The sequence below is a fragment of the Pseudomonas sp. NY8896 genome (genome assembly GCF_039634505.1).
Map to the genome: position 1 here is coordinate 1,249,536 of NZ_CP132350.1, position 26,213 is coordinate 1,275,748.

Consider the following 26,213-nt stretch of genomic DNA (forward strand, 5'->3'; position numbering starts at 1 on the left):
GCATTTTTGTTTGTGCCACACGCGCTGCAAGGAGCCGCGATGAATTGCGCCGAAACCTTTCAACCCAGCCTGCCAGCCGCACTGCCGGCCAACGCCTGCTTTGCCATTGTCGCCCCGGCGGGCGCGGCGCGTCTGGATACGCACAAGGTCAGCCAGTGGTTCGCTGACCGTGGCTACCGTTGTCGTATCTACCCAGGTGCCCTGCAAGCCCAGGGTTACCTGGCCGGGCCGGACCAACAGCGCCTGCAGGACCTGCACGATGCCTTTGCCGACCCGTCCATCGACGCCATCCTGTGCATGCGTGGGGGCTACGGCAGCATGCGCTTGCTCGACCAGCTCGACTTCGAGCTGGTTCGGCGCAACCCTAAGCCGTTGATCGGTTACAGCGACATCACTGCGTTGCACACGGCGATCTACCGGCATGCCGGGCTGGTTACCTTCCATGGGGGGATGCTCAATGCCGACCTGTTGGGGGCGAAGTTGCCACCGACCGAGTCGTCGTTGCTGGCGCAATTGGGCGGGCATGTGCGGGCAGGCGAGCAGATCGCGCACCCGGCGGACTATGCCTTGAGCAGTGTGTTGCCGGGAGCGGCCAGCGGGCCGCTGCTGGGCGGCAACCTGTCTATGTTGGGTGCGACCATGGGGACCCTTGCCGAACTGGATACCCAGGGGTGCATCCTGTTCATCGAGGACGTCAACGAGCCGTTGTACCGGGTGGACCGGTTGCTGACCCAGTTGCGTCTGGCAGGCAAGCTGGAAGGGGTGAAAGGTGTGCTGGTGGGGGACTTTGCCGGGATTACCACGGCGGCGTTGGCGCCGTTGCTGGAGGACACTTTCGCGCCGCTGGGTGTGCCGGTGCTGGCGGGGTGGCGCAGTGGGCATTGCGACCCGAATGTATGTTTGCCGCTGGGGGCTCGGGTCAGGCTGGACAGTGATCGGCAGAGCTTGGTGCTGGAGCAGGACTTGTACAAGGCTTGAGATTGCCGGGGCTGCGTTGCAGCCCATCGCGACACAAGGTCGCTCCCACCAGAGCGATGCGATCCTCCTGTGGGAGCGGCCCGGGCAATCTCACTGCTGGCGCAAGCTCTCGAGCAGCTTGTGGGTCGGGTATCCATCCGCCGGCCACCCCAGCCCCTGCTGGGCATTACGGATTGCCTTGCGGGTGTTGGCGCCGATAATGCCATCGGCATTGCCCGCATCATGCCCACGGCTGTTCAGCAGGTTCTGCAACTCCATGCGCTCGCTGCGGCTGAGCGGCAAGTCTTCCTTCGGCCAAGCGCCGGCAATGAAGCCCCAGCCGCTAAAGCGGTCACCCAACAGGCTCACTGCCAGCGCGTAGGACGACGAGTTGTTGTACTTGAGAATGGCGCGGAAGTTGTCCAGTACCAGGAACGCCGGCCCGCGCGCGCCAGCCGGCAGCAGCAGGGCGGCAGACAGCTGGTTGCTACCGGCCGGCAGCTGGGTGCCTGCTGGCAGTTTCACGCCCATCGCCAGCCATTCGCTCACCGGTTTGCGCAGCGCGCCATCAGCCTGCCAGAAGTCGAAACCAGCCGGCACCTGTACCTCGAAGCCCCACGGCTGACCACGCTTCCAGCCCGAGCTTTGCAGGTAATGCGCGGTCGAGGCCAGGGCGTCCGGTGTGCTGTTCCAGATGTCGCGGCGGCCATCACCGTCGAAGTCCACGGCATGGGTGTTGTAGGTGGTCGGGATGAACTGGGTCTGGCCCATGGCGCCGGCCCACGAACCGCGCATGGCCTCGGGCTGGATGTCGCCATGCTGAATGATCTGTAGCGCGGCGATGAGCTGGTCCTGGGCGAACTGCGGGCGGCGGCCCTCATAGGCCAGGGTGGCCAGCGAGCGGATCACCGACTTGTTGCCCTGGAACTGGCCAAAGTTGCTTTCCATGCCCCACACCGCGACCAGCACCTGGCGGTCGACGCCATAGCGTTGTTCGAGGCGGGTCAGCAGTTCGGCGTTCTGCTCCAGCAGCTTCTTGCCGTTGCGCACGCGCAGGGGCGATAGGGCGCCTTCGAGGTATTCCCATACCGGGCGGGTGAACTCCGGCTGGCTGCGGTCGGCCTTGATCACGTCCATATCGGGGGTGACGCCGAGGAAGGCTCGGTCGAAGGTGCTCGGCGAGATGCCGGCTTGCAGGGCTTGCTGGCGGAAGCCTGCCTGCCACTGGGCGAAGGTTTGCAGAGGCTGGATTTCAGTGCTGACGTCAGGCGTTGTGCCGGGCACAGTCACCACTGGAGCGGGTTGGGCAGGGGCCAGCGGCAGTGCGTCGGCGGCGGTGGGTTTTTCCGCGCAGGCCACAAGCAGGATGAAGCTGGAGGCCGCGATCAGCTGGCGGGTTTCCCAACGGGGGAGAAGACGGAAGAGCATGCACAGATCCAGAATTGCAGGTCAGGTGACGACCATACCATGCCTGCGCTTGCGATGCTTTCATGCCGCCAAAAAGTAGGAAGCCTCCCAATCTCTCGATTGGAAGGCTTCGCGGCGGTAGCTGCCTTTGCCCTTGTCGGGTTGTTCCTGGCGACAGCGGAACAGGGGCTGGGCGATGATCGACTTGGCCTTGTTGGGGCCGTGTTTTTTCGGCTTTTTGCTCATGGCGGGGTTCCCCGGTTGGGTGGGTTTCGGGGCGCACTGTAGGGCGTGGTGCGGGGTGGGGCCAATTGATTGTGTTTATGGCCGCGAAAGGGCTGCAAAGCAGCCCCATTACTCAGGGGGGAGGGTCAGGCGCTGCCCAGCCATCAACAGTGATAGCCGCGCCAGGCCCGTCCAGGGCGATCCCTCGGCCTGGCCCTTGATTTGCGCATCGATGCGCTGGGCGTCCTGCAGCAACTGCGCCCAGCGCTGCGCCGAGAGGCGCTGCAGGGCCTTGCTGACCAGCGGCCTGCGTTTGTCCCAGACAGGCGGGCGGGCCTGGCTGAAGGCTTTGTCCAGCGGCACGCCCTGGCTGAACTGTTGGGCCAACCCAGCCAGCTGACGCAGCTCGCGGGCCAGGGCCCAGAGGATGACTGGCGGCTCCACACCCTCACCGCGCAAGCCTTCGAGCATGCGCAGCGCATGTGCAGCTTCGCCGTTGAGAATGGCATCGACCAGGCCGAAAACATCGAAGCGGGCACTGTCGGCCACGGCGGCCTGCACGGTTTCCACGGTGATCTGGCTGCCTTCGGCCAGCAATTTGAGCTTTTCGATTTCCTGCGCGGCTGCCAGCAGGTTGCCTTCCACACGGGCGGCAATCAGGTCGACGGCGTCACGCTGTGCTGATAAACCGGCCTGTTGCAGGCGCTGGTTGATCCACTGCGGCAACTGGTGCACATCCACCGGCCAGATCTGGATGAACTGGCAGTGGGCGCCTTCGATCAATGCCTTGCCCCACTTGGTCTTCTGCGCACTGCCGTCGAGCTTGGGCAGGCTGATCAGCAGCAGGGTGTCTTCGGCAGGGTTGGCGCAGTACTCCATCAGCGCGGCGGCGCCCTTGTCACCGGGCTTGCCCGAGGGCAGGCGCAGTTCCAGCAGGCGGCGTTGGGCGAACAGCGAGAGGCTGGCGCCAGCCTGGAGCAGCGTGCCCCAGTCGAAGTTGGCGTCGGCACTGAATACCTGGCGTTCGTCGAAACCTTGCTGCCGCGCGGCATTGCGGATGGCGTCGGCGGCTTCCTGGCACAGCAGCGGGTCGTCGCCGCTGACCACGTAGACCGGTGCCAGGGCGCCTTGCAGGTGCTTGTTGAGTTGGGCGGGGGCGAGCTTCATGGGGAACAGGCGGGGCACCCGAGGGCGCCCCGCACGGGCTTAGTTGCCCGGTACTTCCAGTGGCGATTGCTGAGGTGTTTCGGCTTGCTGGCGGCGGGCAGCCTCCAACGCGGCAGCTTCGGCTTTGGCGCGCTCGTCGGCTTTACGCTGCAGCTCGTCCAGCTGGGACGGGGTCAGCATTTGCAAACGCACGACCATGCCGTTGACCAGGTCGCGGCGCATTTCTTCACGGGCGCGGTTGGCTTCCTGCTCGGAACCGGTGATGTTCGAGCCGTCACGCACGTAGATCTTGCGCACTTCCAGCTTGTCGCTCATCAGCTCCAGGTTATTCAGGCCCTGGATGCTGTAGTTCAGCTCTGTGGTCAGCTCGTACTCGGCGGTACGGTTGCCACTGTTGTAAGTGGCCGAGCGCTCACGCTCCTGTTCGTTGGTCAGCACCAGGCGATACGGTGCACCTGCGTGCACGTTGACGCCGCTACGTTCCAGTACTTCACGCAGTTGAACCACGGTCGGGCCGTAGGCATTGCGTGCGCTGACGTCCATTTCCTTCACGCTCAGCTCGGTGGAGCCGGTGCCGCGCAGCTGGAAACCGCAGGCGCTCAGCATGACCGCCAGGCCGATTACCAGCAAATTGCGTTTGATCATGTTGTTGCTCCCTTGTGGGCCTGTTCCGCCCACCCGCAGCCAATGCGGGTGGGCGTTTTCATCAGTTGGCGACGATGTTGACCAGCTTGCCCGGTACCACGATGACCTTGCGGATGGTCAGACCATCAATGAAGCGCAGGACATTCTCGTTGCCGCGGGCAGCGGCCTCGACTTCTTCGCGGCTGGCAGCGGCAGGCATTTCGACCTGGCCGCGCAGTTTACCGTTGACCTGAACCACCAGGGTAATGGTGTCCTGCACCAGCGCTTGTTCGTCGACACTCGGCCAGGCGGCATCGATCACCGACCCTGCGTGGCCCAGTTGCTGCCACAGCTCGTGGGAGATGTGCGGGGTGATCGGCGCCAGCAGCAAGGTGACGGCTTCCAGGCCTTCCTGCAGCAGGGCGCGGTCCTGTTCGGTGGCTTGCGGGGCCTTTTCCAGCACGTTCATCACGGTCATCACCTGGGCGATGGCGGTGTTGAACTTGTGGAACTGGCCCACGTCGGTGCTGGCCTGCTTGATGGCAGCGTGAATGGCGCGGCGGATGACCTTTTGCGCGTCGTCCAGAGTGGCAACATCCAGCTTGCCTGGCAGGCCCTGGCTGACGTGAGCCTGAGCCAGGCGCCAGACACGGCGCAGGAAGCGGCTGGCGCCTTCGACGCCGGAGTCGGACCACTCCAGGCTCATGTCGGGCGGCGAGGCGAACATCATGAACAGGCGGCAGGTGTCGGCGCCGTAGGCTTCGATCATGGACTGCGGGTCGACGCCGTTGTTCTTCGACTTCGACATCTTTTCGGTGCCACCGATTTCCACCGGCAGGCCGTCGGTCTTCAGGCGTGCGCCAATGATCTTGGCCTTGGCATCGCGCTCGATTTCGACATCGGCCGGGTTGAACCAGTCCTTGCCGCCGTTGCTGGCCACACGGTAGTAGGTCTCGGCGACCACCATGCCCTGGGTCAGCAGGTTCTTGAACGGCTCGTTCGAGGTCACCAGGCCTTCGTCACGCATCAGCTTGTGGAAGAAGCGCGCGTACAGCAGGTGCAGGATCGCGTGCTCGATGCCACCGATGTACTGATCCACCGGCAGCCAATGGTTGGCGGCTTTCGGGTCGACCAGGCCTTTGTCGTAGTTTGGCGAGGCGTAGCGGGCGAAGTACCAGGACGACTCGACGAAGGTGTCCATGGTGTCGGTTTCGCGCTTGGCCGCGGTGCCGCATTTCGGGCAGGTGCATTCGTAAAATTCAGGCATGCGCGCCAGTGGCGAGCCGGCGCCGTCCGGCACCACGTTCTCCGGCAGGGTGACCGGCAGCTGGTCTTCCGGCACCGGTACGTCGCCGCAGGACGGGCAGTGGATGATCGGGATCGGGCAGCCCCAGTAGCGCTGACGGCTGATACCCCAGTCGCGCAGGCGGAACTGGGTACGCGATTTGCCCAGTTCCTTGCGGATCAGGGCTGCTTCGATGGCGTCGAAGGCGCCAGCGAAGTCCAGGCCGTCGAACTCGGCGGAATTGATCAGTTGGCCGTGCTCGCCATAGGCGGCCTGCCACTCGCTGCCGACTTCATCGCCAGCGCTGGTGCGCACCACGGCCTTGACCGGCAGGTTGTACTTGTGGGCGAACTCGAAGTCGCGCTCGTCGTGGGCTGGCACGGCCATGACCGCGCCATCGCCGTAGTGCATCAGCACGTAGTTGGCGACCCATACCGGCAGCTTCTCGCCAGTCAGCGGGTGCTCGACCAGCAGGGAAGTGGCCATGCCCTTCTTCTCCTGGGTGGCCATGTCGGCTTCGGCAACGCTGCCGCTCTTGCATTCGTCGATGAACGCCTGCAGCGCCGGGTTGCCCTGGGCGGCTTGGGTGGCCAACGGGTGCTCAGCGGCGACGGCGACGTAGGTGGCGCCCATCAGCGTGTCGGGACGGGTGGTGAAGACCTTCAGCGTACCTTCATGGCCAATGCTGGCCTGGTCGTACGGGAACTGGACTTCCATGCCGCGCGACTTGCCGATCCAGTTGCGCTGCATGGTCTTGACCTGTTCAGGCCAGCCCGGCAGCTCGTCGAGGCTTTCCAGCAGCTCGTCGGCGTAGTCGGTGATGCGGAAGTAGTACATCGGGATTTCGCGCTTTTCGATCAGCGCGCCCGAACGCCAGCCACGGCCGTCGATGACCTGTTCGTTGGCCAGTACGGTCTGGTCCGCCGGGTCCCAGTTCACGGTGCCGTTCTTGCGGTAGATGATGCCTTTCTCGAACAGGCGGGTGAACAGCCACTGCTCCCAACGGTAGTAGTCGGGTTTGCAGGTGGTGACTTCACGTGCCCAGTCGATGGCCAGGCCCAGGCTCTTGAGCTGGGTCTTCATGTAGTCGATGTTTTCGTACGTCCACTTGGCCGGGGCGACGTTGTTTTTCATCGCCGCGTTTTCCGCGGGCATGCCGAAAGCGTCCCAGCCCATCGGCTGCAGGACGTTCTTGCCCAGCATGCGCTGGTAGCGGGCAATCACGTCACCGATGGTGTAGTTGCGCACGTGGCCCATGTGTAGCTTGCCGCTCGGGTACGGGAACATCGATAGGCAATAGTAAGTGTCTTTGCCTGGCTGTTCGGTAACAGCGAACGATTGTTGCTCGTCCCAGAACTTCTGGGCGGCGGCTTCGATATCACGGGGCGTGTATTGTTCGTGCATGGCTACTTTTGGCTGAGAGAGAAGAGACCTTGTTCCAGGCAGCGGAACCTCGCTGCGTCCGGCACTCCGGTGTCGTTTAGAGTGAACGCCGTAGCATACAGCAGCGCTGTGCATCGTGGGAAACCTTCGTTGCGAATGCCCGCTGGTCGCGGCGTCCGGCTGCTTTTCATAGCGCCGCTAAGCTCAGGTGTGGGGGGAGATATTCTTTATCTTCAATGAGGTGAACGGATGGGAGAGACGCAGCTACCCGCAATGAAACCGGAGCTTTACGAACGCCTGATCGACCGGCTTGGCCTGGCACTGGAAGTGGCCAGGACCTCGGTACGATTGCGCGACGAGATGCCAGCCGAGCTGGAGTTGCGTGGCCTGAGCCACGCAGAGTTCGAAGTGATCAGGGCCTACCTGGAATCCCTCCCGGAGCGCCACAATGCCTCTGTTGGCAGTTACCCACAAGCGGAGCCGACATCGGCCAAGATCATTTGGCTCAAGGACAAGAAACGCCCCGCCAGTACGGCGAGATCCAGGACGCTGCCACATCGCTAGCCGTTCAGGACGCCAGGCGCAGGCCATCGCGCGCCGGTTCTTCAATATCACACAACTCAGATCGACGCCGGAGCGCACTTGTTGACCGGCGTCGATCCTTCTAGGCTGCACGCCTGCCAAGGAGGTGTGGCCGATGCCGATCCGATTTTTCATCAAACAATGGCTGATGCCTCCGGGCGTCTTGTTCCTGCTGCTGCTTGCGGCTTGGTGGCTGCGTACGCGGCGGCCACGGCTGGCGGTGCTGTGCTTTGCCGTGGGGTTGGGTGGCCTATGGTTGATGAGCCTGCCGCTGGTGGTGCAGGAAACGGCTCGGCAACTGGAAACCGAGCCGCCACTGGTGGTGGACGACTGGGCAGGCCTGGCGAGCCGGGCCGATGCCATTGTGGTGCTGGGCGCGGGGCGCGAACGCGGTGACCCGGCTTGGGGCGGCAGTGACCAGCCCACCGCCACGGCACTTGAGCGCATGCGCTTTGCTGCGCGATTGGCCAAGGCCTCGGGCCTGCCAGTGTTGACCAGTGGCGGGCTGCATTACGGCACGCCGCCCAGTGAGGCTCGGCTGATGGCTGATCGCCTGCAGGAAGACTTCGCTGTCGCGGTGAAGTGGCGCGAAGAGGCCAGCCGCACGACCTGGGAAAATGCCCAGCTGACGGCCAAGGTGCTGCAGCCGTTGGGGATTCGCCGGGTGGTGCTGGTAACCCAGGCCTGGCACATGCAACGCTCGCGCTGGAGCTTTGAACAGGCGGGGTTCGAGGTGGTGCCGGCGCCGGTGGGGTTCCTGGGGCGCGATCATGCGCGGCCGTTTGCGGGCTTGTTGCCCGAGAGCCGGGCGATGTGGCAAAGCGGGCAGTTGTTCAATGAAGTGGTGGGGTTGGTGGGGTATCGGGTGTTCTATTGAGCCTTCTGTCGCCTGTACCGGCCTTTTCGCGGGTAAACCCGCTCCCACAGAAGCCGCACGGGTTTCTCGGGCGGTGGTGTACCTGTGGGAGCGGGTTTACCCGCGAAGAGGCCAGTGCAGGAGAACTTAAACAGTCTTGGCTATGCGGCCTGCCAGCAACGCCCAACCCAGCAGCAGCGCACAGACAATCGCCAGCGGCCACGAACGCCATTGCAGGTAAGGCGTCAGTTGCTGCATCGGCACCACTTCGCCATACAGCACGGCTTGCTGGAACTGCGGAATCTGCGTGGTAATGCGGCCAAATGGGTCGATCAGCGCAGTCACGCCGTTGTTGGTGGCGCGGATCATCCAGCGGCCGGCTTCCAGCGCACGCATTTGTGCCATTTGCAGGTGCTGCAAGGGGCCGATCGATTTACCGAACCAGGTGTCGTTGCTGATGGTCAGCAGCAGGTCGCTGCGCGCGGCCAGGCCGGCGGCGAACTCGGGGTAGACCACCTCGTAACAGATGTACGGCGCAATCTGGTAACCCTTGGCCTGCAGCAGCGGCTGGTCCTCCGGCCCGCGGGCAAAGTCCGACATGGGCAGGTTGAAGAACTCGATGGCGCCACGCAGCAGGTCTTGCAGCGGTACATATTCGCCAAACGGCACCAGCTTTTGCTTGAGGTAGGTGCCGTCACCTTCGCCAGTGGCAGTGATGCCGTTGTAGTAGCGGCGCTGGTGGTGCACTTCTTCACGCACTGGTACGCCGGTGATCAGCGCCGAATGCCGCTCGGCGGCGAAGCGGCCCATTACGTCGATGTAGCCTTGCGCCTGGTCCTTGAGTACCGGCACCGCAGTTTCCGGCCAGACAAGCAGGTCCACCGGCTTGGAACTGAAGCTCAGGTCGCGGTACAGCGCCAGTTGCGCGTCGATGTGTGCCGGGTCCCATTTCAGGTCCTGCTCCACGTTGCCCTGGATTGCCGCCACTTTCAGCGGGTCGCCAGCCGGCTTGGTCCAGGCATGGCCCTTGAGCGCCAGGCCCAGCACCCAAGGGGCCAGTAGCAGTACAGTGGCCACCGCCAGGAACGAGGGACGGGCGCGCAGGCGGTGCAGGTTGCACAGCAGGGCAGCGGTGAGGGCCAGGGTGAAGGATATGAGCCACACGCCGCCCAGCGGTGCCAGGCCGGCCAGTGGGCCGTCCAGCTGGCTGTAGCCGGCGTAGAGCCAAGGGAAGCCGGTCAGGAACCAGCCGCGGAAGGCCTCTTGCAGCAGCCACAGGGCGGCGAAGCACAGGGCGTCGGCCAGTGGCGCTTCGTTGCGCCGTAGCCAGCGCGCCCATAACCAGGTGGGCAGGGCAAAGAACCACGCCAGGGCGGCGAAAAACGCCAACAGCAGCAGAATGGCCAACAGCGGCGAGGCGCCGCCATAGGTGTTCATGCTGACGTAGATCCACCAGGTGCCAGCGCCATACAGGCCAAAACCGAACCACCAGCCACGCCACATGGCCTGGCGCGGGCTGAGCTCGCGCAAGCCGAGGTAGAGCATGGCGATGGACAGCACGGCCAGCGGCCAGATGTCGAACGGCGCCAAGGCCAGTAGGGTGGAAGCACCGGCCGCCAGGGCCAGCAGGTTACCGGGCCAGCCGGGGCGGGTGATCCAACGCATGTTTGTCCTTAACGGGTGATCGGGGTCAGGCGCAGCAAGTGTATCCGCCGGCTGTCGGCGTTGAGAATACGGAACTTGTAAGACCCGATCTCGGTGGTTTCGTTGCGCTTGGGCAGGTGGCCAAAGGCGCTCATCACCAGGCCGCCGACCGTGTCGAACTCGTCATCGGAGAACTCGCTGTCGAAGAACTCGTTGAAGTTCTCGATCGGGGTAAGCGCCTTGACCAGGAAATCACCGCTGGGCAGCGGCTTGATGTAGCTGTCTTCCTCGACGTCGTGCTCGTCCTCGATGTCGCCGACGATCTGCTCAAGCACGTCCTCGATGGTGACCAGGCCCGCTACACCGCCATATTCGTCGATGACGATGGCCATGTGGTTATGGTTGGCGCGGAACTCGCGCAGCAACACGTTCAGGCGCTTGGACTCGGGCACGAAGGTGGCCGGGCGCAGCAGGTCCTTGATGTTGAAGCTGTCGCCGTTCTCCTTGAGGATCAACGGCAGCAGGTCTTTGGCGAGCAGGATCCCGAGCACATCGTCATGGCTTTCGCCGATGACCGGGTAGCGCGAGTGCGCGGCGTCGATCACCGCCGGCAGGAACTCGCGTGGCGACTGACCTGCCTTGATGCTGTTCATCTGCGAGCGCGGCACCATGATGTCGCGCACCTGCAGGTCGGCGACCTGGATGGCGCCTTCGACGATGGTCAGTGCTTCGCTGTCCAGCAGTTTGTTCTGATGGGCTTCGCGCAGCAGCTCAAGCAGCTCCTGGCGGTTTTTCGGCTCATGGGCAAAAGCCTGGGTCAGTTTACCCAACCAGGACTTCTGCCCGTTGCTCGATCGATCTTCGCTCATGGCGGTTCTCGTGATCCTTCGTGTATCAGTGTGTGATTGTGTCGGTTTCATCGTCGGCGTACGGGTCGGGGTGACCCAGTTCTGCCAGCAATTCCCGTTCCAGGCCTTCCATTTCCTCGGCTTCCTCATCCTCGATGTGGTCGTAGCCGAGCAGGTGCAGGCAACCGTGCATGACCAGGTGTGCCCAGTGCGCTTCCAGCGATTTGCCCTGTTCGGCCGCTTCGCGCTCGACCACCGCCACGCAGATCACCAGGTCGCCCAGTAGCGGGATATCGAGCAGGTCATCGGGCACATCGGCCGGGAACGACAGCACGTTGGTCGCGTAGTCTTTGTGCCGGTAGGTGTGGTTCAGTTCGCGGCCTTCGGCTTCGTCGACCAGGCGAATGGTCATTTCAGAGTCGGCGGTGCGCTGGCGCAGGGCCAGTTCGCACCAGCGGCGGAAGGCGGCGTCATCCGGGGCGGCGGCATCCGTGGCCCGTTGGATATCAAGTTCAAGCATCTTTGCCGGGCGCCTCGGGCTTGTTCTGGCGGCCTTCGAAGCGGTCGTAGGCCTCGACGATGCGCTGCACCAGTGGGTGACGAACCACATCTTTGGGTTGGAAGTGGGTGAAGCTGATACCCGGAACGTCCTCGAGCACCTCGATGACGTGTGCCAGGCCCGACTTGGTGCCCCGTGGCAGGTCGACCTGGGTGATGTCACCGGTGATCACCGCCGTGGAGCCGAAGCCGATGCGGGTGAGGAACATTTTCATCTGTTCCAGCGTGGTGTTCTGGCTTTCGTCGAGGATGATGAAGCTGTTGTTCAGGGTGCGGCCACGCATGTAGGCCAGCGGGGCGATCTCGATCACCTGGCGTTCGATCAGCTTGGCCACGTGTTCGAAGCCGAGCATTTCGTACAGCGCGTCGTACAGTGGGCGCAGGTACGGGTCGATCTTCTGTGCCAGGTCGCCGGGCAGGAAGCCGAGCTTTTCACCCGCCTCGACCGCCGGGCGCACCAGCAGGATGCGGCGCACCTGTTCGCGCTCCAGCGCGTCCACGGCGCAGGCCACGGCCAGGTAGGTCTTGCCGGTACCGGCCGGGCCGATGCCGAAGTTGATGTCGTTGGCCAGGATTTCCTTCACGTAGCGCTGCTGGTTGAGCCCGCGCGGGCGGATGTTGCCCTTGCGCGTGCGCAACGACACGCTGACCTCGTTGACGGCCGGGTTGTCGATGTTCTCGACAGCCGATTCCTGCAGGTACAGGTGCACGGTTTCCGGCGACAGGTCGGTGGCCTTGGTCTCGCGGTAGAGACGGCGCAGCAGCTGTTCGGCAGCGGAGGTGGTCCTGGGTTCGCCGATCAGTTCGAACTGATTGCCGCGGTTGCGGATTTCGATGGCCAGGCGCTGTTCGATCAGGCGCAGGTGCTCGTCGAACTGGCCGCACAAGTTGGCGAAACGGTTGGCCTCGAAGGGCTCGAGGATGAAACGATGGGGTTCTATGGGTGCGTTCAAGGTCGTTTTTAGCCGCTCGACGGCGATGGATGTGAACTCAAGAATAACCCTTGAATGGCAGTGGCGAAAGCACTGAAACGTTCAACGGTATGTGCGGCCTGTTCCGGCCTCGTCGCGGGTTTACCCGCGAGCAGGCCGGCACTGCTATGATGCCCGCCTTTTCTTACGCATGTGTTATCCCGTCGAACATGAGCAAACGCGAACCTGCCATCTATAAAGTGATCTTCCTCAACCAGGGGCAGGTCTTCGAGATGTACGCCAAGCAGATCTACCAGAGCGACCTATGGGGTTTTCTGGAAATCGAGGAGTTCGTGTTCGGCGAACGCTCGCAACTGGTGGTGGACCCGAGCGAGGAGAAGCTCAAGAGCCAGTTCGAGGGCGTTATCCGCAGTTTCGTGCCGATGCATGCGATTGTGCGCATCGATGAGGTGGAGCGACTGGGTACGGCGAAAATCAGCGAAGCCAAGGGTGGCGGCAATGTCATGCCGTTCCCGATGCCGATGCCGGAAAAGTAACCCTCAGGGGAGTGGCGAGAACGGCGTGCGGCCTTCGGCGTTCTGCAGTTCCAGCAGGTATTTGCGGAAGATCTGGCCGAGCACCTGGGTGGCATGCTCCAGCTCGTCGCGGGGCATTTGCTCGGTCACTTCGTCGGCCATGTCCAGCGCATCTTCGGCGCCATTGACCGCGGCCATCTTCAGCAGAATGTAGGCCTGTACGTTGTTGGCCTTGACCCCTTCACCATGGAAGAACATGGCACCCAGGCGATACTGGGCATCAGCCTGGCCTTGCAGCGAAGCCTTCTGGAACCAGTCCAGGGCTTTGTCGAGTTTTTTTGGCGTTTGCGTGTAGTAGTACTCGCCCAGTTCGAACTGCGCCTGGGCATCCCCCGCGGTTGCCGTCTGCTCACAGGCCTTGAGGGCGTTTGCCAGGTCTTCAGGCTGAACGTTCAAGGTGCAGCGGCCCGTCGCCGGAATCAGCAACGAGTTACCGCCCTCCGCCAAGGCCAGCAGGGGCTGAAGAAGCAACAGGCAGCCCAGGGTCAGGGCGCGGCCGGTGCGGTTCATGGGGATCGACTTACCTCTGCAAAGCTGCGGCCAATGTCTCTGGTGGCACATTATGGGATAAGCAGCGCCAACCTTACAAAGTTTTACTCGAATTTCTGCTTGGTTTGGGGCGTTAGCTGATTGTGCGCGGTCTTTTGTTGCCTCTACCAGCCGCTGTGGGCGCGGCCTTGTGTCGCGAAAGGGCTGCGGAGCAGCCCCATAATTTTCAGCAAAAATGCATCAATCGCTGGGGCTGCTTTGCGGCCCAATCGCGACACAAGGCTGCACCCACAAAGGGGAGCAGCTGCTTATTTCAGCGCTGCAAAAGCCTTTTCAGCCGCATCCAGGGTGATTTGCAGCTCCTTGTCGCCATGGGCGATGGAGGTGAAGCCCGCCTCGAACGCGCTCGGCGCCAGGTACACGCCACCGTCGAGCATCAGGTGGAAGAAGCGCTTGAAGCGTTCGGCATCGCTGGCCATCACGTCTTCGAAGGTGACAATGTCGTCAGCGCCGCTGAAGTAAAGGCCGAACATGGCGCCGGCCTGGGTGGTGACGAATGGTACGCCAGCCGCATCGGCGCGCTGCTGCAGGCCGTCGAGCATGCGGCTGGTGTAGTCGGTCAGTTCGGCGTGGAAGCCTGGGCGGCTGATCAGCTTCAGGGTGGTCAGGCCGGCGGCCATGGCCAGCGGGTTGCCCGACAGGGTGCCCGCCTGGTAGACCGGGCCGAGCGGGGCGATGCAGCCCATGATTTCACGTTTGCCGCCGAAGCAGCCGACCGGCATGCCGCCGCCGACGATCTTGCCGAAGGTGGACAGGTCCGGCTTGATGCCATAGTGGCCCTGGGCACCGCCGAGCGAGACGCGGAAGCCGGTCATCACTTCGTCGAAGATCAGCACCACGCCATGCTTGTCGCACTGCTCGCGCAGGCCTTCGAGGAAGCCCGGCGCCGGGGGGACGCAGTTCATGTTGCCAGCCACCGGCTCGACGATGATGCAGGCCACGGTCTGGCTGACTTCTGCCAGTGTCTTCTCGACCGCGGCGATGTCGTTGAACGGCAGGGTCAGGGTGTGCTTGGCGAAGTCCGCCGGCACGCCTGCCGAGCTTGGCACGCCTTGGGTCAGCAAGCCGGAGCCGGCTTTTACCAGCAGGCTGTCGGAGTGGCCGTGGTAGCAGCCTTCGAACTTGATGATGGCGTCACGGCCGGTGTAGCCACGGGCCAGGCGGATGGCGCTCATGGTGGCTTCGGTGCCCGAGCTGACCATGCGCACCATTTCCATGGACGGCACCAGCGAGCAGACCAGGTCGGCCATGTCGGTTTCCATGGCGGTCGGTGCGCCATAGGACAGGCCGTGCTCCAGTTGCTTGCGTACCGAGTCCAGCACGTCCGGGTGGCCGTGACCGAGGATCATCGGGCCCCAGGAGCCAACGTAGTCGACGTAGCGCTTGTCGTCCTCGTCAACGACATAGGCGCCTTCGGCATGCTTGAAGAACAGCGGCGTGCCGCCAACGCTCTTGAAAGCGCGGACCGGCGAGTTGACGCCACCGGGGATGTGCTTCTGGGCTTTGGCGAACAGGTCTTCGGAACGGGACATGGAAGTTCTCTCGAAATCAGGATGCGAACAAGGCATTGAAGGCGCGGGCGCGGCGGGTGACTTCCTGCGCGCTGTCGGCACCGAACAGGCCGTGGATCACCGCCAGCAGGTCGGCGCCATGGGCGACCAGCGGGGCGGCGTTGTCGAGGGTGATGCCGCCGATCACCGCGATCGGCAGTTTCACCTGGGCGCGGGCCTGCTCCAGCAGGTCGACGTTGGCAGCGGGCGCGCCCGGCTTGGTGACGGAGTTGAAGAAGCGGCCAAAGGCCACGTAGCTGGCGCCTTCGCTGGCGGCCTGGGCGGCCAGCTCGAGGCTGGCGTGGCAGGTGGAGCCGATGATCGCCTGGCGGCCGAGCAGGGTGCGGGCCGGGGTCAGCGGGCCGTCCGTCTGGCCCAGGTGCACGCCGACGCCCAGGCGTGCGGCCAGTTCGGCGTCGTCGTTGATCAGCAGTTGGGTGCCGTAGCGCTCGCAGAGCTTCATAAGCCCTTCGGCTTCACGCAGACGGCGCGCCGCGTCGTCACTTTTGTCGCGGTACTGCAGCAGGCACACGCCGCCGTCCAGGGCCGCCTCGACATGGGACAGGAAACGGCCGGCGAGCAGCTGGCTGTCGGTGATGGCATACAGACCGCGTAGCTTCATTGAAGGCCTCGTATCAGGAGCAGAAGTCCAGGGGCAGGCGGCGCGGCACGAACTGGCCTTTGCCCAACTGCTCGGCATCACGCAGGGTGCGCCAGGTATAGTCCAGGGCGCTGCGCACGGCGCTTTCCAGCTGTTCGCCGAGGGCCAGGCGGCCCGCCAGGGCGCTGGCCAGCGTGCAGCCCGAACCGTGGTAGCTGCCTGGCAGGCGCTGGCAGGTCCAGGTGTGTTGCTGGCCGTCCTGGGTGTACAGGCGGTTGTGAATTTCGACTTCGTCGCCGTGACCGCCGGTAATCAGCAGGTGTCTACAGAACGGCAACAGTTTTTCGGCGCATTCGTCGGCGGTGCCTTCAGGCAGCTCGGCGAGGATGCGTGCTTCGGGCAGGTTCGGCGTGGCGATGGTCGCCAGCGGCAGCAGGCGTTCGCGCAGGGCATAACCCACTTCGTCCTTGCCCAGGCGGCCACCGCCACCGGCCCGCAGCACCGGGTCGCAGACCAGCGGCAGGTGCGGGTGGGCAGCCAGCAGTTCGGCGACGGTGTCGACCATGTCGATCGAGCCGAGCATGCCCAGCTTGACGGCGGCCACCGTGGAGTCGGCCAGCACGGCGTTGGCCTGGGCCAGCACCCACTCGCGGTCGAGCACGCGGAAGTCGGAAACGTTGACGGTATCCTGCACGGTCAGGGCGGTCACTGCAGGTGCAGCGTGACAGCCTTGGGCGATCAGGGCTTCGATATCTGCCTGCAAGCCGGCGCCGCCACTGGGGTCGTGGCCGGAGAGACAGAGGACAACGGGGCGGGAGCTGTAGGTATTCATGGTCGGCGAGCTTACCACCAAACCTGTTTGGGCGGATCGTCCGACAAACGAGATTTGTTGATCGAACGGTCAGATTAGATTTTGTTTTTCTTCTGAAAGCATTGAGTTAGAGCCTTTTCTTTGTGTTTTTATATGGCCGATTACCAGGTTGTGAAGCTATGCTAGAGTGCTCGGATAACTCGACAAACGGGTTCTGCAGGATCACGTCGTCTCAAACGGATGGGAGGCTACCGCGACGCGACCGGACAGGCCATGCTGGGGCTGTATGCGCTATTTGCTGATTGTGCTTCTGGGTTTGCTGCCCGTGCTGGCCGGAGCGGTCGATTTCGACGACGCTACCCGGCATCTTCCACTGGGCAAGGCCATGCAGGTTTATGAAGACCTCGATGGCAGTGCCAGCATTGCCCAGGTCAGTGCCCCTGGGTTCGCCAAACACTTCCAAGCCCACCATGAAGACGTGCTGAACGCCGGTTACTCCACCTCGGTGTTCTGGCTCAAGGTCGAGCTGCGCCCGCTTGCCGCGCCTGGCGCGGCCCCACGGCAATGGCTGCTGGAGCTGGCCTACCCGCCGCTGGATCACCTTGAGCTATTTTTGCCTGACAGCAGCGGCTTGTACCGCCTGGCGCAACGCACCGGTGATGCCTTGCCCTACGACAGCCGGCAGATCCTGCAGAACAATTACCTGTTCGAACTGCAGTTGCCCCCTGGCAAGGTGACCACCGCCTACCTGCGGCTGCACAGCCAGGGTTCGGTGCAGGTGCCGTTGGCGCTGTGGTCCGCCGAGGCCTACATGGAGGAGCAGCCCACACGCCTGTATGTGCTGGGGATGATCTACGGCGTGTTGCTGGTGATGCTGGTGTACAACCTGTTCATCTACCTCAGCGTGCGCGACGTCAGCTACCTCTACTACATCCTCTATATTGCCTCGTTCGGGTTGTACCAGGTGTCGGTGAACGGTGCGGGCGTGGCCTACTTCTGGCCGGACAGCCCCTGGTGGGCGAATGCATCCACGCCACTGTTCATTGGTGCCTCCGGCCTGTTCGGTTGCCAGTTCGCCCGGCACTTCCTGCAACTGGGCAACACCAGCCGTGGTTTCGACCGGCTGCTGCAGCTACTGATGCTGGGCGGCGCGCTGGTCATGGTGCTGGCGGTGAGCATGCCCTACGGCATTGCCCTGCGCATGGCCACGCTGCTGGCATTGCTGTTTACCGTGAGCATCTTCAGCGCCGGCTTGTACGCCTGGTGGCGTGGCTTGCGCGTGGCGCGCTGGTTCATTATCGCCTGGACTGCGTTCCTGCTCGGTGGCTTGGTCAACACCTTGATGGTGCTGGGCTACCTGCCAAATGTGTTCATTACCATGTATGCCAGCCAGTTGGGTTCTGCGCTGGAGGTGGCCTTGCTGTCGCTGGCGCTGGCCGACCGTATCAACAGCCTGCGTGAGCAGCAGGCGCAGACCTTGCGCGAAACCGGGCGCACACTGGAGCAACTGAACCTGCAACTGGCCAGGAGCAACCGTCTGAAGGACGAGTTTCTGGCCAGCGTCACCCATGAACTGCGTACCCCGATGAACGGCGTGATTGGCTCGCTGGAGCTGATGCACACCCTGCCGATGGAGGCCGAAATGGCGCAGTACCATCGCACGGCGGCGGGGTCTGCCCAGGGCATGATGGACATGGTGGATGCGATCCTCACTCTGTCCGAACTGCAGGCCGGCCGCCTACGGGCGCAGCCAGCACCGTTCAGCCTGCGCGCCCTGTTGCAGGGGGTGCGCGCCGGTTATGCCGGGCAGGCCTTGGGCAAAGGTTTGTACCTGAGCCTGGATATCCCGGCCGACCTGCCGGACGGGTTGCTCGGTGACGGGCAGAAACTGGCGCACTGCCTGGGCTGCCTGGTGGACAACGGTTTGAAGTTCACTCATCAGGGTGGGGTGATGATTCAGGTGCGCGGCCGCCGCGTGGGGCCGGACGATCTGGCGTTGACCTTCACGGTCAGTGATAGCGGTATCGGCTTTGATGACCTGGACCAGTCGACCCTGTACCAGCGGTTCTTCCAGGTGGATGGTTCGATGACCCGGCGCTACGGCGGCTTGGGGATCGGGTTGTCGATTTGCCGGCAGATGGGGGAATTGCTGGGCGCCAGGTTGGCGCATGAGTCGACGCGCGGGTTGGGCAGCCGGTTTGAACTCAGTTTGAACATGGCTATTTCGCAGGTGCAGATGAGTCCGAGTATTCTGCAGTCACGGCGCTCGCTGTAGCACTCATGGCCTACGGCGCGCGTTTGCTCCCACCGCCACACGTTTAGTCATGAATGCCACTTTGACTGCCCCGCAGGGAGTGCTTCACTGGGTCTCTCAAGCCTACCCGGATCCAGGAGCCCCCCGATGAACCTGCACCAGTACGCTGAAACCCACGAAGTCACCAACCAGCCGCCGTCCCTCGACGGTGCCAACCTGTACCGCCTCGACTTGCCATTGCAAGAATGGTCCCGGCGTTTTGGCGCGGGCTGGGCCGAATCGCGGATCGATGCCTACGGTGCCCTGGCCGGCGGCCCACTGATGCAGGCGGGCTTCCTGGCCAACGCGCATAAGCCTGAATTCAGCAGCCACGACCGCTATGGCCATCGCATCGACCTGGTTGAGTTTCACCCGGCCTACCACGTGCTGATGCGCACCGCCGTCGAGCACGGGTTACCTTCTTTGCCATGGGCAGAACCCCGCGCAGGCGCCCATGTGGCGCGGGCGTCGATGACCTACCTGCACAGCCAGGCCGAGGCTGGCACCGGTTGCCCGCTGACCATGACCTTCGCCGCTGTGCCGGCGCTGCGCTTGCAACCTGAGCTGGCCGAATACTGGCTGCCAAAAATTCTTGCCTGCGAGTACGACCCGCGCAACGTCGGCGACCGGCACAAGGCCGGGGTCACCCTGGGCATGGCCATGACTGAAAAGCAGGGCGGTACCGACGTGCGCGCCAACACTACGCGGGCCTACCCTGTCGGTGCACCAGGCCCTGGCCAGGCCTATGAGCTGGTCGGCCACAAGTGGTTCTGCTCGGCGCCCATGTGTGATGCTTTCCTCACCCTGGCGCAAACCGAAAAAGGCCTGAGTTGCTTCCTGCTGCCGCGCCACCGCCCGGATGACAACCGCAACCAGTTCTATATCCAGCGCCTGAAGAACAAGTTGGGCAACAGTTCCAACGCCTCCAGCGAGGTGGAGTTCCGTGGGGCGCTGGCGTGGATGATTGGCGAAGAAGGGCGGGGCGTACCGACCATCATCGAGATGGTGGCCATGACCCGTTTCGACTGCATGGTCGGCTCCAGCGCCTTGATGCGCCAGGCGTTGACCCAAGCCGCCCACCACTGTGCGCACCGCAAGGTCGGTGGCCGTGTGCTGAACGAGCAGCCACTGATGCAGAACGTTCTGGCCGACCTGGCCCTGGAAAGCGAGGCGGCACTGGCCCTGAGCCTGCGCATGGGCCAGGCGCTGGAGCAATTGGACGACCCCCAGCAAGCGCATTTCGCCCGGCTGGTCACGGCGGTGGGCAAGTACTGGATCTGCAAGCGTGCGCCGGCCATGATCAACGAGGCTGCCGAATGCCTGGGTGGCGCCGGTTATGTGGAAGACAGCATTCTGCCAAGGCTGTACCGCGAGGCGCCGGTCAACTCGACCTGGGAGGGCTCGGGCAATGTGCAGTGCCTGGATGTGCTGCGGGCCTTGTCCAAGGAGCCGGGTGTGCTCGATGCGCTGTTCACCGAACTGGGCGATGGCCATGGCGACCCGCGCCTGGCGGCGCACATCGGCAACCTCAAGGGTGCGTTTGCCGACACCGGCGACATGCAGTACCGGGCGCGGCAGTTGACCGAAGATATAGCCTTGGCGTTGCAGGCCAAGCTGTTGCTGGAGGCGGGGAATGCGGTGGTCAGCGATGCGTTTATCGGCAGCCGCCTGGCCGGGAGCGGGAGGGCGTACGGGGCATTGCCGCGGGGGGTTGATGTCGAGGCGCTGGTAACAAGGGCTACGCCCGCCTGGCCGCTGTAGGCGCGGGCTTGCCCGCGAATGAATCCAGCACCGATCAATGGGGGTGTATTTAACCCAGAAGGCAGGCAAGATGGTTCACATGCATGTCCAGACAGGAAGCACAGTGTGAGCCAAGCTTTTGTAGTCGTTGATACCCCCGAACAGGCCGTCGACCGTCTGGCGGCCCTGCATGAACAGGCCACCGGGGCCCTTAGCCAGGCCCTCAAGCGTTACCTGAAGGACCGTACCGAGCCGAACGCCGAGGAGCGCGACCTGTTCCGCTACCCGGCACTGCGCCTGACCTACATCAGCCACGGTGAGGTCGCCGCCACCACGCGCGCCTACGCCAAGGTCCAGGTAGCCGGTACCTACAGCGTTACCGTCACCCAGCCTGCTGCATTTCGTGGCTACCTGCTGGAGCAACTGCGCCCGCTGATGCACGACTACACCGTCACGGTAGAAGTCGGCGTCAGTGAACAGAACATCCCGTACCCCTACGTGGTCGATCAGGGCGACGAGCTGGCCGGCAGCGGCATTACCGCCGCGCAGCTGGCGCGGGTGTTCCCCAGCACCGACCTGTCGGCCGCCACCGACAATATCGCCGATGGTCTGTACGACTGGGACCGTGCCGAAGTGCTGCCGCTGGCGCTGTTCGATGCCGCGCGGGTCGATTTCTCGCTGCGCCGCCTGGTGCACTACACGGGCAGCGACTGGCGCCATGTGCAGCCGTGGATCCTGCTGACCAACTACCACCGTTATGTCGACCAGTTCATCAGCCATGGCTTGGAGCAACTGCGTGACGACCCGCGCTTCGTGCGCATGGTGCTACCGGGCAACGTGGTGATCGAAAAGGGCATGGACCACGGCGAAACCCAGGCCCTGGTGGCCAGCGTGGTCTGGCACCGCTACCAGATGCCGGCCTACCACCTGATCGCCGCCGACGGCGACGGTGTTACGTTGGTCAACATCGGTGTCGGCCCGTCCAACGCCAAGAACATCACCGACCACCTGGCGGTACTGCGCCCGCACTGCTGGCTGATGATCGGCCACTGCGGTGGCCTGCGGCAGTCGCAAACCATTGGCGACTATGTGCTGGCCCACGCCTACATGCGCCGCGACGGGATTCTCGACCGGGTTGTGCCGCCGAATATCCCGATCCCGGCCTTGGCCGAAGTGCAGATGGCCTTGCAGGAAGCCGCCGCGCAGGTCACTGGCGAGCGTGGCGAACAGCTGAAGAAGCGCCTGCGCACCGGCACCGTGCTCACCTACGACGACCGCAACTGGGAGCTGCGCTGGGCTCAGGAACGCCCGCTGATCAACCTGTCGCGTGCGGTGGCGGTGGACATGGAAAGCGGCACCATCGCTGCCCAGGGCTACCGATTGCGCGTGCCGTACGGCACCTTGCTGTGTGTGTCCGACAAGCCGCTGCACAGCGAGATCAAGCTGCCGGGTTCGGCCAACGCCTTCTACAACCGCGCGGTCAGCCAACACCTGAAAATCGGCATTGCTGCTCTCGACCTGCTGCGCACCGAGCTCAACTCGCTGCACTCGCGTAAACTGCGCAGCTTCGATGAGCCGCCGTTCCGCTGAGGATTCATGTCACTGCCACCCCGTAACAAGCCGCGCCGTCCCCAGGCGCGGCCTGCCACCGGCCCGCGTCGCCAGGCCAAGGCGCCACCGGCCGAGCCGCGCCTGATCCTGTTCAACAAGCCGTTCGACGTGCTGACCCAGTTCAGCGACTGCGAAGGGCGCGCGACCCTCAAAGACTTCATCGACATCGCGGGCGTGTACCCGGCCGGTCGGCTGGACCGCGACAGTGAAGGCCTGCTGTTGCTGACCAACGATGGCGGGCTGCAGGCGCGGATTGCCGACCCCAAGCACAAGTTGGCCAAGACTTACTGGGTACAGGTGGAGGGCGAACCGAGCGACGAGCAGTTGCAGCGCTTGCGTGACGGTGTGGAACTGAACGATGGGCCGACCTTGCCGGCCGAGGCGCGGCGGCTGGAAGAACCCGAGCTATGGCCGCGCAACCCGCCTGTACGCTTTCGCAAGAGCGTGCCGACCAGCTGGCTGGAACTTGTGATCCGGGAGGGGCGTAACCGCCAGGTGCGGCGGATGACGGCAGCGGTGGGGTTGCCGACCTTGCGCCTGGTGCGGGTGAGGATTGGCGATTGGGCGCTGGATGGGCTGGAGCAGGGTTGCTGGCGCGAAGTCCCGGCAAAATTAAAGCGCTAGCCGGGGCCGCAGCACGCTCCCGGCAGCCTTGAGCCTTACACCCCTTCGAGAAACCCCACCACCACGCTCTTGATGATGAAGGCCAGCACCCCGAGCCCCAGCACGAAGAACAGGATCAGCGTCCCGAACTTGCCCGCCTTGGATTTTTTTGCCAGGTCCCAGACGATGAAGCCCATGAAACCGATCAGCACGGTGACCAGGATGATCATCATCCACTCTTCGAATACGGCGGGATCCATCGGTGTTCTCCAGGCGGGTTGAGCGTCCGATTATACGCTGGCTGGCGTGAGGGTTTAACGCAGGTGGGTCAATGGCAGCTCGGTGCTGGCCAGTACCTGGTTGAGCACGAAGCTCGAACGCACGCTGGTGACGCCTTCGATACGGGTCAGGCTGCCTAGAAGCAGTTTCTGGTAGTGGTCCATGTCGGGCACCACCACTTTGAGCTGGTAGTCGGCATCCATGCCGGTGACCAGGCTGCATTCCAGCACCTGCGGCAGGTTGCGGATGGCGGCCTCGAACGTTTCGAAACGCTCAGGGGTGTGGCGGTCCATGCCGATCAGCACATAGGCCGTCAGGCTCAGGCCCAGCTTCTTGCGGTCGAGCAGCGCAACCTGGCGCGAAATGTAGCCATCGTCCTCCAGTTGCTTGACCCGACGCGAGCATGGCGAAGGTGACAGGCCGATGCGTTCGGCCAGCTCCTGGTTGGAAATGCGCGCATCGCGCTGCAATTCGGCGAGGATGCTCAGGTCGTAACGGTCAAGTTTGCTCATGGCATTTGCCTTTTCTGTTCGTATTGCGGCGAATTATCAATCCAGGGTGAAAAATTGCGCAAGTGCTATTTATCTGAGCAATCTTCGCAATCATCTGTCGCAAGCCGTCCGGTATCTTTATCACCAGAATCACTGCCCGGACATCAGTCCACGGCGACGCGCCCTAGGCGGGCGGTCGCGGCCAGCCATCCAACAGGATCTGCAGGCCCCCGGGCTACACACCCTCCAGAAGACGGTGTGAGGTGAGCCGGCGCCACAAGTGCCGAGCACGGACGACAATTCCTGAAGGGAGGCCTTGTGGCCTCCTTTTTTCTGTCCGGAAATTTAATTGGCCTGCGTGATGGGCGCGGTAGACTGGTTGCGGGCGCAGTTTTCTACCGAGAGGAATACCATGAAGTCGCGCATCTGGCAGTTGGCAGGTGTTGGTTTGCTGGGTTTGAGCATCAGCCTCGGGGCCATGGCCGAAGGGCCGGGCGAGGGGCATGGCGAACGCGGCCAGCAGGTGCAAGGTGAGGGCGTGCCTGGCCGCTCGCTCAACTCGCGCGACGAAGTGCGCCAGACCCAGCCCCCGCGCCAGGGTTATTACCAGGACATTCCCCGCCGCCACGGTGATGACCATCACTGGCAAGCCGGTGGCCCTGGGCAACGGCCCGGTGGTGACTGGCAAGGGCGCCCAGATGGACATGGCAATGGCTGGGGGCCTGGGCCGCAGTATCGCCCCGGGCACACAGTCGACCATTTTCCCGACCGCTACTGGAAAGTGCCTTACCGTGGTGCTGACTACTTCTACTCCGGCGGCTACTGGTACCGCCCTCATGGTGGCAGCTACATCGTGGTGAGGCCGCCCTATGGCGTGCGGGTCAATTACCTGCCGCCTTATGCGCGGGAAGTGTGGCTGGGGGGTGGGCTGTTCTTCCTGGTAGCCGATACCTACTACCAGTACCTGGCGGACAGCCAGGAGTACGTGGTGGTCAACCCACCGGTCGGCGTGCCGGCGCCCGTACCGGTGGCACCGTCGAACGGTGGGTATGACGTGGTGGCTTACCCGATGTATGGCCAGGGGCAGGAACAGCAGGAACAGGACCGTTACCAGTGCCATCGCTGGGCAGTGAGCCAATCCGGCTTCGACCCGGCGACGGCGACATACGCACCGCCAGCCAATGTGCTCGACAATTATCGGCGGGCGCTGGGTGCCTGCTTCAGTGGCCGGGGATACAGCATCAACTAAAGCGGTAGGCGCGGCCTGTTAGCCTGAAGAATATCTATACCGGGTCGGCGTGCACCATCACATCCGCCTGTGGATAACGCTGGCGGATCACCCGTGAGGCCTCCACGCACAATCCGTGTGCTTCATGCAGTGGTAGCTGCCCTGGTAGCTCCAGGTGCAACTGCACGAACCACTGGTTGCCCGACACCCGCGTACGCAGGTCGTGCACGCCCTTGACGCCGGGAATGGCCAGTACCCGCGTGGCCATGTCTTCGCCGACATCGCTGGGCAGTTCCTTGTCCATCAGGATTGCCGTGCTTTCGCGGGCAATCTGCAAGGCACTCCAGAGGATGTAAAAGGCGATGCCCAGGCCGAACAGCGCATCCAGCTGGGGCCAGCCGAAACGCGCCAGCAGCAGGGCCAGCAGGATGCTGCTGTTTAGCAGCAAGTCCGAGCGGTAGTGCAGGGAGTCGGCCCGCACCGCGGTAGAGCCGGTCAGGCGGATGACCTTGTACTGCAAGGCCAGCAGGGCGACGGTCAGCACCAGCGACAGCAGCATCACCGCGATGCCGATGGCGGTATCACCCAGCGGTTGCGGGGTGTGCAGGCGCTCGACCGCCTGCACGCCGATCAGCACTGCACTGACCCCGATGAACAGCGCCTGCGCCATGCCGGCCAGGGCCTCGGCCTTGCCATGGCCGAACCGGTGATCGTCGTCTGCCGGGCGCAGCGCATAATGCACCGCCAGCAGGTTGAGGAACGAGGCCACAGCGTCCAGTGCCGAATCGGTCAGCCCGGCCAGCAGGCTCACCGAACCGCTCAGCCACCAGGCCAGCGCCTTGCTCAGCACCAGAATACTGGCCACCGCCAATGACGCGCGCGTGGCCAGGCGTAGCAGGCGCTGGTGTTCAGCCGGGGTGGTGATCATCCGTGGTCGGTGTCCTTGTGGCTCAGGCGGCTGGCACCAGGCCCAGGCTGGCCAACTGCTCGACACTGCCGCGGTGCTGGATCAGCCGAGGGTCGTCCAATGGCAGGCGCTGGCCCAGTTCGCTTTCGAGAATGGCCTGCAACTTGAGGTTGTCGACCTTGCCATCTGGTTTGACGGCTTCTTGCAGTTTGGCTGGGTCGACCTGGGCGGTGCGGCCACCTGGGTAGTAGATGGCGCCCGTGGCGAAGTCGATGCCGAAGGCGATCAGCCCAGGGATCACGTAGAACAGGATGCCAATGGCGTCCATTGCGGCAACCACAGGGTCGATCTTGCCGCCGATCTGGCCGCGCCGGTCCGGGTAGAAAATGGTGCCGCAGGCCGTCAGTTGGGTCAGCAGGGTGGCAATGAGGGCGCCACCGATGACGCGGGTCGAGATGCGCATGTAAATCTCCGAGAAGGTGTTCAGCAGGGCAAGCGAAGCGCCTG

At 63.7% G+C, this 26,213-nt stretch carries 26 protein-coding genes; 9 read left to right on the forward strand and 17 right to left on the reverse strand.

Features of this window, described 5'->3' with window-relative positions; all coding sequences use genetic code 11:
- Positions 1-39 precede the first annotated feature (39 nt).
- The gene (locus Q9451_RS05575) at positions 40-978 is read left to right on the forward strand and encodes an LD-carboxypeptidase (protein ID WP_012274370.1); all 939 of its coding nucleotides are present in this window, start codon (positions 40-42) and stop codon (positions 976-978) included.
- 90 nt (positions 979-1,068) lie between these two features.
- Here the strand turns inward: Q9451_RS05575 and Q9451_RS05580 are convergent, their stop codons facing one another.
- The 5 genes from Q9451_RS05580 to leuS form a co-directional block, all read right to left on the reverse strand.
- The gene (locus Q9451_RS05580) at positions 1,069-2,385 is read right to left on the reverse strand and encodes a lytic murein transglycosylase (protein WP_012274369.1); all 1,317 of its coding nucleotides are present in this window, start codon (positions 2,383-2,385) and stop codon (positions 1,069-1,071) included.
- Positions 2,386-2,445: 60 nt separating this feature from the next.
- The gene (arfA, locus tag Q9451_RS05585) at positions 2,446-2,610 is read right to left on the reverse strand and encodes an alternative ribosome rescue factor ArfA (protein ID WP_012274368.1); all 165 of its coding nucleotides are present in this window, start codon (positions 2,608-2,610) and stop codon (positions 2,446-2,448) included.
- A gap of 108 nt (positions 2,611-2,718) precedes the next feature.
- Positions 2,719-3,756, reverse strand: coding sequence for a DNA polymerase III subunit delta (gene holA, locus Q9451_RS05590; RefSeq protein ID WP_041166601.1), 1,038 nt, complete (start codon positions 3,754-3,756; stop codon positions 2,719-2,721).
- 39 nt (positions 3,757-3,795) lie between these two features.
- The gene (lptE, locus tag Q9451_RS05595; RefSeq protein WP_012274366.1) at positions 3,796-4,401 is read right to left on the reverse strand and encodes an LPS assembly lipoprotein LptE; all 606 of its coding nucleotides are present in this window, start codon (positions 4,399-4,401) and stop codon (positions 3,796-3,798) included.
- 61 nt (positions 4,402-4,462) lie between these two features.
- Entirely contained in the window at positions 4,463-7,069 is a 2,607-nt protein-coding gene (gene leuS, locus Q9451_RS05600; protein ID WP_012274365.1) for a leucine--tRNA ligase, read from the reverse strand.
- Positions 7,070-7,297: 228 nt separating this feature from the next.
- Here leuS and Q9451_RS05605 point away from each other — a divergent pair, with 228 nt between their 5' ends.
- Both Q9451_RS05605 and Q9451_RS05610 read left to right on the forward strand, forming a co-directional pair.
- Complete coding sequence (locus tag Q9451_RS05605; protein WP_012274364.1) at positions 7,298-7,612, forward strand: hypothetical protein; 315 nt, start codon at positions 7,298-7,300, stop codon at positions 7,610-7,612.
- A gap of 133 nt (positions 7,613-7,745) precedes the next feature.
- Complete coding sequence (locus Q9451_RS05610) at positions 7,746-8,507, forward strand: YdcF family protein (protein ID WP_012274363.1); 762 nt, start codon at positions 7,746-7,748, stop codon at positions 8,505-8,507.
- Positions 8,508-8,633: 126 nt separating this feature from the next.
- Here the strand turns inward: Q9451_RS05610 and lnt are convergent, their stop codons facing one another.
- From lnt to Q9451_RS05630, 4 genes are read right to left on the reverse strand one after another with little or no spacing between them, the layout of a single operon-like run.
- A complete protein-coding gene (gene lnt, locus Q9451_RS05615; protein WP_012274362.1) occupies positions 8,634-10,151 on the reverse strand; it encodes an apolipoprotein N-acyltransferase in 1,518 nt (505 codons plus the stop codon).
- An 8-nt stretch (positions 10,152-10,159) separates the two neighbouring features.
- Positions 10,160-10,999 (reverse strand): HlyC/CorC family transporter, encoded by an 840-nt coding sequence (locus Q9451_RS05620; protein WP_003249762.1) that lies wholly within the window; start codon positions 10,997-10,999, stop codon positions 10,160-10,162.
- A 25-nt stretch (positions 11,000-11,024) separates the two neighbouring features.
- Entirely contained in the window at positions 11,025-11,498 is a 474-nt protein-coding gene (gene ybeY, locus Q9451_RS05625) for an rRNA maturation RNase YbeY (RefSeq protein WP_012274361.1), read from the reverse strand.
- Positions 11,491-12,489, reverse strand: coding sequence for a PhoH family protein (locus Q9451_RS05630; RefSeq protein WP_012274360.1), 999 nt, complete (start codon positions 12,487-12,489; stop codon positions 11,491-11,493). The genes ybeY and Q9451_RS05630 overlap by 8 nt, the downstream gene beginning before the upstream one ends.
- 188 nt (positions 12,490-12,677) lie before the next feature.
- Here Q9451_RS05630 and Q9451_RS05635 point away from each other — a divergent pair, with 188 nt between their 5' ends.
- Positions 12,678-13,004: a DUF1820 family protein gene (locus Q9451_RS05635; RefSeq protein ID WP_041166798.1), complete on the forward strand. Its 327-nt coding sequence runs from the start codon at positions 12,678-12,680 to the stop codon at positions 13,002-13,004.
- Positions 13,005-13,007: 3 nt separating this feature from the next.
- Here the strand turns inward: Q9451_RS05635 and Q9451_RS05640 are convergent, their stop codons facing one another.
- The 4 genes from Q9451_RS05640 to Q9451_RS05655 form a co-directional block, all read right to left on the reverse strand.
- On the reverse strand, positions 13,008-13,553 hold the full coding sequence (locus tag Q9451_RS05640) for a tetratricopeptide repeat protein (protein ID WP_012274358.1): 546 nt from the start codon (positions 13,551-13,553) through the stop codon (positions 13,008-13,010).
- Positions 13,554-13,840: 287 nt separating this feature from the next.
- A complete protein-coding gene (gene hemL / locus Q9451_RS05645; RefSeq protein ID WP_012274357.1) occupies positions 13,841-15,124 on the reverse strand; it encodes a glutamate-1-semialdehyde 2,1-aminomutase in 1,284 nt (427 codons plus the stop codon).
- Between the two features lie 16 nt (positions 15,125-15,140).
- Entirely contained in the window at positions 15,141-15,764 is a 624-nt protein-coding gene (gene thiE / locus Q9451_RS05650; protein WP_012274356.1) for a thiamine phosphate synthase, read from the reverse strand.
- A gap of 13 nt (positions 15,765-15,777) precedes the next feature.
- Positions 15,778-16,575, reverse strand: a complete 798-nt coding sequence (locus tag Q9451_RS05655; protein WP_012274355.1) for a hydroxymethylpyrimidine/phosphomethylpyrimidine kinase — start codon at positions 16,573-16,575, stop codon at positions 15,778-15,780.
- 265 nt (positions 16,576-16,840) lie between these two features.
- Between Q9451_RS05655 and Q9451_RS05660 the strand changes: the two genes are divergently transcribed.
- The 4 genes from Q9451_RS05660 to Q9451_RS05675 all read left to right on the forward strand — a co-directional run bounded on the left by Q9451_RS05660 (position 16,841) and on the right by Q9451_RS05675 (position 22,822).
- Positions 16,841-18,829, forward strand: a complete 1,989-nt coding sequence (locus Q9451_RS05660) for a hybrid sensor histidine kinase/response regulator (RefSeq protein ID WP_012274354.1) — start codon at positions 16,841-16,843, stop codon at positions 18,827-18,829.
- Positions 18,830-18,955: 126 nt separating this feature from the next.
- Positions 18,956-20,608: an acyl-CoA dehydrogenase family protein gene (locus Q9451_RS05665; protein ID WP_012274353.1), complete on the forward strand. Its 1,653-nt coding sequence runs from the start codon at positions 18,956-18,958 to the stop codon at positions 20,606-20,608.
- A gap of 105 nt (positions 20,609-20,713) precedes the next feature.
- Complete coding sequence (gene amn, locus Q9451_RS05670; protein ID WP_012274352.1) at positions 20,714-22,177, forward strand: AMP nucleosidase; 1,464 nt, start codon at positions 20,714-20,716, stop codon at positions 22,175-22,177.
- A 6-nt stretch (positions 22,178-22,183) separates the two neighbouring features.
- Positions 22,184-22,822, forward strand: coding sequence for a pseudouridine synthase (locus Q9451_RS05675; protein WP_012274351.1), 639 nt, complete (start codon positions 22,184-22,186; stop codon positions 22,820-22,822).
- 35 nt (positions 22,823-22,857) lie between these two features.
- Here Q9451_RS05675 and Q9451_RS05680 read toward each other — a convergent pair whose 3' ends face one another.
- Both Q9451_RS05680 and Q9451_RS05685 read right to left on the reverse strand, forming a co-directional pair.
- Positions 22,858-23,061 carry a DUF2788 domain-containing protein gene (locus Q9451_RS05680; protein WP_003249787.1) on the reverse strand — a complete coding sequence of 68 codons (204 nt, stop codon included), beginning with the start codon at positions 23,059-23,061 and terminating at the stop codon, positions 22,858-22,860.
- Positions 23,062-23,115: 54 nt separating this feature from the next.
- Positions 23,116-23,592: an Lrp/AsnC family transcriptional regulator gene (locus Q9451_RS05685; protein ID WP_003249795.1), complete on the reverse strand. Its 477-nt coding sequence runs from the start codon at positions 23,590-23,592 to the stop codon at positions 23,116-23,118.
- A gap of 391 nt (positions 23,593-23,983) precedes the next feature.
- Here Q9451_RS05685 and Q9451_RS05690 point away from each other — a divergent pair, with 391 nt between their 5' ends.
- Positions 23,984-24,820, forward strand: coding sequence for a DUF6515 family protein (locus tag Q9451_RS05690; RefSeq protein ID WP_012274350.1), 837 nt, complete (start codon positions 23,984-23,986; stop codon positions 24,818-24,820).
- A gap of 34 nt (positions 24,821-24,854) precedes the next feature.
- On the opposite strand, the gene Q9451_RS05695 is transcribed toward Q9451_RS05690, so the two are convergent.
- Positions 24,855-25,727, reverse strand: a complete 873-nt coding sequence (locus tag Q9451_RS05695; protein WP_012274349.1) for a cation diffusion facilitator family transporter — start codon at positions 25,725-25,727, stop codon at positions 24,855-24,857.
- 22 nt (positions 25,728-25,749) lie between these two features.
- Positions 25,750-26,169 carry a hypothetical protein gene (locus Q9451_RS05700; RefSeq protein WP_012274348.1) on the reverse strand — a complete coding sequence of 140 codons (420 nt, stop codon included), beginning with the start codon at positions 26,167-26,169 and terminating at the stop codon, positions 25,750-25,752.
- Positions 26,170-26,213 lie beyond the last annotated feature (44 nt).